Annotated in this window: 8 protein-coding genes; 5 read left to right on the forward strand and 3 right to left on the reverse strand. The window is 71.6% G+C overall.

Annotated elements, in window-relative coordinates:
* Positions 1-153 precede the first annotated feature (153 nt).
* Positions 154-1,320 carry an acyltransferase family protein gene (locus ACFWEJ_RS07585; protein WP_377228588.1) on the forward strand — a complete coding sequence of 389 codons (1,167 nt, stop codon included), beginning with the start codon at positions 154-156 and terminating at the stop codon, positions 1,318-1,320.
* 61 nt (positions 1,321-1,381) lie between these two features.
* On the opposite strand, the gene ACFWEJ_RS07590 is transcribed toward ACFWEJ_RS07585, so the two are convergent.
* Positions 1,382-2,044: an alpha/beta fold hydrolase gene (locus tag ACFWEJ_RS07590; RefSeq protein WP_377228589.1), complete on the reverse strand. Its 663-nt coding sequence runs from the start codon at positions 2,042-2,044 to the stop codon at positions 1,382-1,384.
* 35 nt (positions 2,045-2,079) lie between these two features.
* Between ACFWEJ_RS07590 and ACFWEJ_RS07595 the strand changes: the two genes are divergently transcribed.
* Positions 2,080-2,715 carry a thymidine kinase gene (locus tag ACFWEJ_RS07595; RefSeq protein ID WP_377228590.1) on the forward strand — a complete coding sequence of 212 codons (636 nt, stop codon included), beginning with the start codon at positions 2,080-2,082 and terminating at the stop codon, positions 2,713-2,715.
* Positions 2,716-2,755: 40 nt separating this feature from the next.
* Here the strand turns inward: ACFWEJ_RS07595 and ACFWEJ_RS07600 are convergent, their stop codons facing one another.
* Positions 2,756-3,865, reverse strand: a complete 1,110-nt coding sequence (locus ACFWEJ_RS07600) for a fatty acid desaturase family protein (RefSeq protein ID WP_377228591.1) — start codon at positions 3,863-3,865, stop codon at positions 2,756-2,758.
* A gap of 194 nt (positions 3,866-4,059) precedes the next feature.
* Positions 4,060-4,650: a protein-L-isoaspartate O-methyltransferase gene (locus ACFWEJ_RS07605; protein ID WP_377228592.1), complete on the reverse strand. Its 591-nt coding sequence runs from the start codon at positions 4,648-4,650 to the stop codon at positions 4,060-4,062.
* A gap of 117 nt (positions 4,651-4,767) precedes the next feature.
* On the opposite strand from ACFWEJ_RS07605, the gene ACFWEJ_RS07610 reads away from it, so the two are divergent.
* The 3 genes from ACFWEJ_RS07610 (at position 4,768) to rpmA (ending at position 8,351) form a co-directional block, all read left to right on the forward strand.
* Positions 4,768-7,476 carry a glycine betaine ABC transporter substrate-binding protein gene (locus ACFWEJ_RS07610; protein WP_377228593.1) on the forward strand — a complete coding sequence of 903 codons (2,709 nt, stop codon included), beginning with the start codon at positions 4,768-4,770 and terminating at the stop codon, positions 7,474-7,476.
* 220 nt (positions 7,477-7,696) lie between these two features.
* Positions 7,697-8,005, forward strand: a complete 309-nt coding sequence (gene rplU / locus ACFWEJ_RS07615; protein ID WP_377228594.1) for a 50S ribosomal protein L21 — start codon at positions 7,697-7,699, stop codon at positions 8,003-8,005.
* 88 nt (positions 8,006-8,093) lie between these two features.
* Positions 8,094-8,351: a 50S ribosomal protein L27 gene (gene rpmA, locus ACFWEJ_RS07620; RefSeq protein ID WP_036961235.1), complete on the forward strand. Its 258-nt coding sequence runs from the start codon at positions 8,094-8,096 to the stop codon at positions 8,349-8,351.
* Positions 8,352-8,386: the final 35 nt, after the last annotated feature.

The following is an 8,386-nucleotide window of genomic DNA, read 5'->3' on the forward strand; positions in this document are numbered from 1 at the left end:
CCGCTGACCTGATCCGGACGAGGGTCGCCACCGCGAGGTGGCGGCCCTCGTTTTTTTGTTGCGCCCCGGGTTTTGTTGCGTGCCGGGCACGTTCTGTGGTTCATTAGTCGAGTAACGAACCAACGAAGCGCGACCGAGACGACGGAGACCGAGATGACAACGATCGCCGCGAGGCCGACCACCCGGCTGGGGTACGTCGACAACCTGCGGATCCTGCTGACCGTGCTGGTCCTGGCCCACCACTGCGCGCTGACCTACGGCGCGCTCCCGATCTGGTACTGGACCGAGCCGAGCGAGAGCCTGTCCGGGCTCGCGCTCATGGTGTTCGTGATCGCGAACCAGCTCTGGTTCATGGGCTCCTTCTTCCTGCTCTCCGGCCTGTTCGTCCCCGGTTCGGCGGACCGCAAGGGGCCGGGCGCTTTCGCCCGCGACCGGATCGTCCGGCTGGGCGTCCCGCTGGTCGCCTTCTGGCTGGTCGCGCGGCCGGTGCTGTCCCTGCCGGGCTGGCCCGAGCGCCGCGCGGCGGGGGAGTCGTTCCTCCACTTCTGGTTCAGCGTGGGCGACCCCGGGCCGATGTGGTTCGTCGAGGTGCTCCTCGTGCTGTCCCTCGCCTACGCGGCCTTCCGCGCCCTGCGGGCACGGTCCGCGGCCCGGCGGGGTGCGCTCGTCGGTCCGGAGGTCGCCGCAGACGTCGCCGCTGACGCCGCCCCGGCCCTGGTGGCCCAGCCCCTGAGCTTCCGCGCGATCGCCGGGTTCGTCGCGGTCCTGACCGTCGTGACCGCCCTCTGGCGGCTCGCCGTGCCGATGGGTACGTACTGGGTGGGCGTCGGCCTCCCGTCGCCGGCCTACCTGCCGCAGTACGTGCTGCTCTTCGTCGCGGGGCTGCTCGCCGCGCGCCGGGGCTGGCTGACCGCGCTCACGGCGCGGCAGGGCCGGGTCGCGCTGATCGTGGCGCTCGTCGGCGTGGCGCCGGCGCTGGGCCTGTCGGCCCTCGCGAGCGCGCCGGACGCCGGGATCCTCGCGCTGCTCGGCCAGAGCCTCGCCGAGAACGTCGTCGCGATCGGTGCGGTCGTGGGCCTGCTGGTGCTGTTCCGGGAGCGGTTCTCCGGCCAGCCGGCCTGGGCCCGGTTCGCCGCGCAGCACTCGTTCGCGGTGTACGTCATCCACCCGCTGGTGCTGGTGGGCGTCGCGGTGCTGCTGTCGCCGCTCGTGGCCCCCGCGGGCGTGAAGTTCCTGGTGCTGCTGGCCCTGTCGGTGCCGCTGTGCTGGGGCGTCGCCTACCTGCTGCGGCGCATCCCGGGCGTGGCTCGGGTGCTGTAGGTCGCGGTTGCCTCAGGTCGCGGTGGTTTCGGGCCCCGGGGCCGTGGGTCGCGGGGCGGCGTCAGCCGTCCCGCGACAGCCGCCCGTAGAAGTCGGCGATCGTCTGCGAGAAGAGCTCGGGGAGCTGGACGCTCCAGGGGTGTCCCGCACGCGGGACGATGCGCAGCTCCGCGTGCGGGATCCGGGCGGCCAGCTCACGCGCCGCCGGGATGTTCGCGACGTCGCGGCTGCCGCACAGGACGAGCGTCGGCGCCTCGATGCTCGGCAGCCCGGCCCGGAAGTCCATGTCCGCGACGACCCGGAGGGCGCCGAGCCACTGCGCCTTGGTCATCTCCATGCCGGCTGCGGTGCTCTCCGGCAGCATCCGGACGATCGTGCGCTGGATCGCCATGAGCGCCGGGTGGGGCCGCACCTGGCTGCCCGACAGCACGAGGGACGCGACCCGGTCGGGGAAGTCGAGCGCGAGCCGGGTCGCCGTCATCGCGCCGAGCGACAGGCCGCAGACGTGGACCCGGTCGAGGCCCCGTTCGTCGAGCAGCCGGCACAGCTCGCGAGCGGCGTCGGCCAGCGTGAACGCACCGGGCTCGGCGGCCCGGTCGAGGCCCGGGATGTCCGGCGCCAGCCCGGTCAACCCGGCCGGCAGGCTGCTGAGCTGGGCAGCCCAGGGGTCCTTGCCGGCGCCCAGGCCGGGCAGGAACAGAACGGTGTCGACGTCGGCTGCCATGCCGGACAACGTAACGGAATGCTTGACTGGCGCCCATGAAAGACGGTCTGGGCGCCGGGCGCCTCGAGGTCATCGCCGGCCCGATGTTCGCGGGCAAGTCCGAGGAGCTGCTCCGCCGGGTGCGTCGCGCCCGGATCGCGCGGCGCGAGGTGGTGGTGGTGAGCCACGCGCTGGACGACCGGCGCGGCGTCGGCCGGGTGACGTCGCACTCCGGCCAGGGCGTGCCGTCGCACACGGTGTCGGACGCCGGGGAGATCCCCGGCCTGCTCGGTCCCGGGACCGAGCTCGTCGCCGTCGACGAGGCCCAGTTCTTCGGGGCCGGCCTGGTGCCCGTCGTCTCCGGCCTGGCGGACCGCGGGCTCGTGGTGGTCGTCGCGGGGCTGTCCGTCACCTTCGACGGGCAGCCCTTCGCGCCCCTGCCCGAGCTCATGGCGCTGGCCGAGTCCGTGGAGAAGCTCACGGCGGTGTGCTCGGTCTGCGGGGCGGACGCCGCCTTCCATGTCCGCCTGCCCGGCGCGCCGACCGTGCCGCACACCGGCTCCGCGCAGCCGGACGACGTTCAGCCGGACGACGTTCAGCCGGGCGACGCGCTCGTGCCGGTCGCGGCCCACGTGGGCGGGTCGGAGTCGTACGAGGCCCGCTGCCGGCGGCACGCCGTCGTCGTGCCGTGACGGGCGCGGGCGCGGAGCTACCGGCGCGGGGCCGCCGCCGTCAGACCTTGCGCATCAGCTTGTACTGCGGGCAGTCGAACGGGTCCCGCGCGGCGAGCCCCACCTTGTTGAGGTAGTTGACGACGATCACGTACGACTGCGCCAGGCTGGTCTCCGTGTAGGGGATGCCGAGGGTGGCGCAGTGCTCCCGGACGATCTCCGCGGTCCGGATGAGGTGCGGGCGCGGCATGCTCGGGAAGAGGTGGTGCTCGATCTGGAAGTTGAGCCCACCCATGAGGATGTTCATGAACCGCCCGCCGCGGATGTTCCGCGAGGTGAGCACCTGCTTGGACAGGAAGTCGATCCGGCTGTCGGCGGGGATGATCGCCATGCCCTTGTGGTTCGGGGCGAACGACGCGCCCATGTAGACGCCGAACACCGCGAGCTGCACGCCGAGGAACGCGAAGGCCAGGCCAGGCGACAGCACCCAGAACAGGACCGCGACGTAGGCGGAGAGGCGCACGGCGATGGTGACGAGCTCGCGGATACGGGCGCGCAGCGTCTCGGGGCCGCCGGTGAACAACGAGCGGATCGAGAGGACGTGCAGGTTCAGGCCCTCGAGCGTGAGGAGCGGGAAGAACAGCCAGCCCTGGTAGCGGTTGATCCACCGCTTCAGCCCGCGGTGCTGCCGGACGCCCTCCTCCGTGAACGCGATCGTGTCGTTCTCGATGTCCGGGTCCTTCCCCATCTTGTTGGGGTTGGCGTGGTGCCGGGTGTGCTTGGTCATCCACCACGAGTAGCTGATGCCGACGACCGCGTTGGCCAGCAAGCGACCCACGCGGTCGTTGCGCGGGCCGGACTGGAAGACCTGGCGGTGCGAGGCCTCGTGGGCCACGAAGGCGAACTGCGTCAGGACGAGCCCGAGCGCGCCGGCCATCAGGAGCTGGAACCACGAGTCGCCCAGGAGCACGAACCCGGTGACGATCCCGCCGAGCGCCACGGTGAGCACACCGAGGGTCCAGGCGTAGTAGCCGTGGGCCCGGCCCAGCAGCCCGGCGTCGCGCACGGTGCGGGCCAGGGACGAGTAGGTGCTGGTCACGGGCTGGGCGTCGGGATCGCGGGGTGTGGTCGGGCGAAAGCCGTCGCGGACGACGGGGGCCGTTTGGGCCATCTGGACCTCAGATGCTCGGGGTCGACTTCCCAGCCGTGGAGTCGGACGGTGCCGCCCGTCGTGCAGATGCCCTTGAGCCTACGGGACCGTAGGTTGGCGCGCCGAGGGGCAGTTGTGGACGCCTCGCGAAGAGTTGTAGACGATGTGTTTACCTTCACCAGACATTTCGGACGCGGGTGTCAGTCCTCGTTCCGTCAGTCCTCGATCAGGGGCACGAAGCGGTAGCCGCCGTGGTCCGTCGCGCGGGTGCGCCCGTCGGGCAGGCGCTCGATGAGGAGCAGCGTGGTCCGGACGGGGATCACCATCCGGCCGCCGATCCCCACCTGCTCCACCAGGGTGCGCGGCAGCGCGGCCGCGGACGCCGACACCAGGATGCGGTCCCAGCCGCTCTCCTGCGGGTGGCCGAGCACACCGGGCGCCGACTGCACGAGCGTCGCCCAGCCCATCCCGGTGCGCCCGACGTTGGCGGCGCCCCACTCGGCGAGCCGGCTGTCGCGCTCGACGCCGAGCACGTACCCCTGCGGTCCCGTCAGGTAGGCCAGCAGGGCCGTGGTCCAGCCGGAGCCCGCGCCGACATCGAGCACCCGCGCCCCGAGCGGGACCCGCAGCAGGCGCAGCATGGCGGCCACCGTCGTGGGTTGGGAGGAGGTCTGGCCGCGTCCGATCGGCAGCGGCTGGTCCTGGCCGGCGAACGGCCGCTGGGACCGGGGCAGGAAGTCACGCCGGGGTATGGCGCGCATCGCGCGTGCGATGTCGTCGTGCTCGGCGGCCGGCTCGGAAACCATCAGGTATCACCTGAGCCCAGGGTAGACACACGCGGATCCAGCCCGCCACGTGCCCTGTTCCGTGCCGGCCTGCCCCTAGACTGCGGCCCGCCCCGACCGCGTCCACCAGGAGAGGCCTTGGCCACCGAGACGTCCGTCCCCCCGAAGCTGTCCGTAGCGGCCGTCACCGTCGCGGCACTCACCGCCGTCGCGTTCTGGTCCCTCAAACCCGTCTTCATCTCGATCATCGGGGACCGCGGGGACTACGCCGAGGTCTACGTCGTGGCCGGGACCATCTCGGTGCTGAGCAGCCTGGTGGGCGCTCTCGTGCTGCGGAGGAGGACCGCGGCCGTCCTCCGCGGCGGGCGGAACAGCCTCTCCGGCGTCGGCTCGGCGGCCGTGTCGGGCCTCTTCCTCGCCCTCTGGTATTACGGCTTCTACCGCGCCCTGTACGGCGCGCCGAAGGTCGACGCGACGATCATCGCGTTCACGTGGCCCCTGATCGCCGTGGTCGCCATGCGCGTCTTCTCCCCGGCGACGGCGGCCAGGCTCCGGTGGAACGAGTGGCTGATGGTGCTGGCCTCGTTCGTGGGGGCGGCCGCCATCGGCGTGTCCAACATCGGGGCGGCGCAGTCCGGCGACAGCGGCGAGATCGTCTGGGCCTTCGTCGCGGCGGTCGGCAGCGGGCTCTACCTGCCCTTCGCCATCAACTCGACCCGATCGTTCGACCGGGTGGTCGGCTCCCGGCCGATCGCCACGTTCTACGCGATCTCGGTGGCCAACGCCACGGCCCTCGCCGCCGTGCTGCTGGCGCTGTGGGTCAGCGGGCACACCCTGCGCTTCTACGCCTTCGACGCCCAGGTGCTGCTGGTCTGCGGCCTCATCGGCATCGGGACCTACCTGGTCGCCGAGATCACGTGGACCTGGGCGTTCCAGGAGTACAAGTCGCTCACGCTGTCCTCGCTGCCGTACTTCTCGCCCGCGGTCTCCGTGGTGCTCCTGTACCTGCTCTTCGACGAGCCGGTCCGGCCGATCGCCATCGTGGGCCTGGTCCTGATCCTCTTCTCCAACCTGACCCTGCACGCGCGCCACCGGTCCATGAACGCGCTGTCCCTGTCGCTCGTCGCCACCGTGTACGTGGCGCTCGCCGCCCAGGTGCTGCCGCGCGACGTGCTGAGCTCGGTGCCGGAGATGGCGGCGGCGATCACCGGGCTGTTCGCGATCCTCGCCGGTTTCACGCTGGCCCAGGTCGCCGGACGGCGTACGCAGGAGCTCGACGCGCGGGCCACCGTCGTCCGGCGGCTGATCGCCACCGACGACGAGCCGGGCAAGGACGCGGCGGACGAGCTGCTCCAGGACCTCATCGAGCTGGAGTACGACACCACCGCCGAGGGCAAGGAGAGCCGGGCCCTGCGGATCAAGCGCGCCCTGTCCGGCGAGGCCGGGACGCGCACCCCGGCGCAGGAGAGCGCCCTGGACGCCTTCAACGGCTGGCTCTCCATCCACCTGGACCGGCTGTCGCTCGGCGAGCGGGCGGCCCTCTGGCTCACCGGCCTCGGCTCCATCGTCTTCGTGCTGCTGCTGCGCGGCGACTCCCCGCTGGGCAACGCCGGCGCGATCGTCTTCGCGGGTGGCGCGTTCCTGGCGATGTTCGCGATCCGGGACTACGACCGCAACAACATCCACGGCTTCAGCAGCCAGATCTGGCGGCTGGAGCAGGGCTTCCGCGAGATCGGCAAGAAGTACTACCTCCCCTCGGAGATCCTCGACTCCGGCGAGTTCACGGCAGCGCAGGTGCGGGACGGGATCCGTACGCGGGACGGCGACGGGCCGATCCGCGTGGTCGAGTCGCTCCCCGCCGGCCGGGGCTTCAACGCCTTCTACCTCGGCACGGCAGCCCTGGTCATCCTCGCCGTCGTGCTCATGCCGACCGCGTTCAACGGCGAGATCGGTACGTCGGTCGCCGCCTCCGCCCCGCGCCCGGGCGAGGTGCAGGCGGCTCCCGAGACCGAGGACGCCACCGTCACCGTCGCCGACCCCGGCTGGCCGGGCGCGAGCGTCACCGCCGAGGTCCTCAAGGGCGCGCTCGCGGCGGCGGACGTGACGGTCGAGGTCGAGGAGATGGACCACGTGGACGCCGTCGCCGGGATGGGCGCCGAGAACCCGGCCGTCCAGGTCCACCCTGACCTGTGGCTCCAGAACCAGGGGGTGGCCGTGCGCGAGTGGGTCGCCGCCGGGACCATCCAGCTCAGCGAGCACTCCTACACCGGCACCCAGGGCGTCTACGTCCTCGACGCGGCCGGCTCCGAGAGAGTGCTGACGGAGGCGGAGGACCTGTTCGACCCCGAGGTCTCGGCACTCTTCGACAGCGACGGCGACGGGCGGGGCGAGATGTGGATCGGGCCGCGCGGCTGGGCGTCGACCGAGAACCTGGCCGCCTGGCTGGACCGCCCGGGCCACGAGTCGATCGAGGGGGAGTCGTACTCCGCGACGATCTTCAAGGCGCGGCTCGAGCAGGAGGCCGCCTCGGGCCGGCCCCTGCTCTTCTACGGGTACGAGCCCGACGGCATCCACGAGCAGTTCTCGCTCCGTCGCCTCGCGTCGATCCCCTGGGCGGCGGACCAGGGCGACGAGAACGTCGACGTGCACGTCGCCTGGGCGTCCGCCCTGGCGGAGACGTCGCCCGCGGCGGTCCGGGTCCTGCGGGACGTCGACCTCACGGACGAGGACCTCAGCGGCTTCATCGCGGCCGTCGACCACGACGGGCAGGAGCCGGAGGAGGTCGCCGAGCGGTGGCTGGCCGAGAACCGCGAGCGGGTGGCAGGCTGGGGACGGCCCGGCGAATGATCCGTGCGCCCCGGTGCTGGCTGAGGGTGGGCAAGGCCACGCCTTCGCCGGTTTGAACCCGCTGAGGGCATCGCGTAACCTTGTGCTTCGGTGTGCTGTCTGCGCACCCGTCCTGCGTGCCCATGGCGCATCGCACTCGACCGCCGCGGCGGAGCGAGTCACAGCAAAGCCGATGATCTCCGTCGTGCGCGCACGCCAAGACTAGAGAGATGAGTTGAACGTGGTTTACGCGATCGTCAAGGCCGGTGGCCGCCAGGAGAAGGTGTCCGTCGGGACCATCGTCGTCATGGACCGTGTCCAGGCGAGCGCCGGTGAGACCGTCGAGCTCCCGGCCCTCCTGCTCGTGGACGGGGAGAAGGTGACCACCGACGCGAAGAAGCTGGCGAAGGTCAAGGTCACCGCTGAGGTCGTGCGGGACGAGAAGGGTCCCAAGATCACGATCCTCAAGTACAAGAACAAGACCGGTTACCGGAAGCGCCAGGGCCACCGCCAGTCGCTGACCCGCCTCAAGGTCACCGGCATCAAGTGACTTCCGCTGCGGGCCACCTCTGACGAGCGAGCCCGCGCGAGCTAGATACTTCTTCTTCTTCCTTCGTCCCGAAAGACAGGTCAGCCAGATGGCACACAAGAAGGGCGCGAGCTCCTCGCGCAACGGTCGTGACTCCAACGCCCAGCGCCTCGGCGTGAAGCGCTTCGGTGGCCAGGTCGTCAAGGCCGGCGAGATCATCGTCCGCCAGCGCGGCACCCACTTCCACCCCGGCGTGAACGTCGGCCGCGGCAAGGACGACACCCTGTTCGCCCTCGACGCCGGCGCCGTGCAGTTCGGCACCCGTCGTGGCCGCAAGGTCATCGACATCGTCGCCGCCGAGGTCTGATTCGGCTTTCGCGTGAGGGGGCGCACCGGTGACGG

The organism is Promicromonospora sp. NPDC060204 (genome assembly GCF_042728455.1).
Classification (GTDB): Bacteria; Actinomycetota; Actinomycetes; order Actinomycetales; family Cellulomonadaceae; genus Promicromonospora.

Bases quoted from the DNA above. Each gene is read 5' to 3' on its own strand.
- ACFWEJ_RS07585 (WP_377228588.1), top strand. From the start codon at position 154: ATGACAACGATCGCCGCGAGGCCGACCACCCGGCTGGGGTACGTCGAC.
- ACFWEJ_RS07590 (WP_377228589.1), bottom strand. From the start codon at position 2,044: ATGGCAGCCGACGTCGACACCGTTCTGTTCCTGCCCGGCCTGGGCGCC.
- ACFWEJ_RS07595 (WP_377228590.1), top strand. From the start codon at position 2,080: ATGAAAGACGGTCTGGGCGCCGGGCGCCTCGAGGTCATCGCCGGCCCG.
- ACFWEJ_RS07600 (WP_377228591.1), bottom strand. From the start codon at position 3,865: ATGGCCCAAACGGCCCCCGTCGTCCGCGACGGCTTTCGCCCGACCACA.
- ACFWEJ_RS07605 (WP_377228592.1), bottom strand. From the start codon at position 4,650: ATGGTTTCCGAGCCGGCCGCCGAGCACGACGACATCGCACGCGCGATG.
- rpmA (WP_036961235.1), top strand. From the start codon at position 8,094: ATGGCACACAAGAAGGGCGCGAGCTCCTCGCGCAACGGTCGTGACTCC.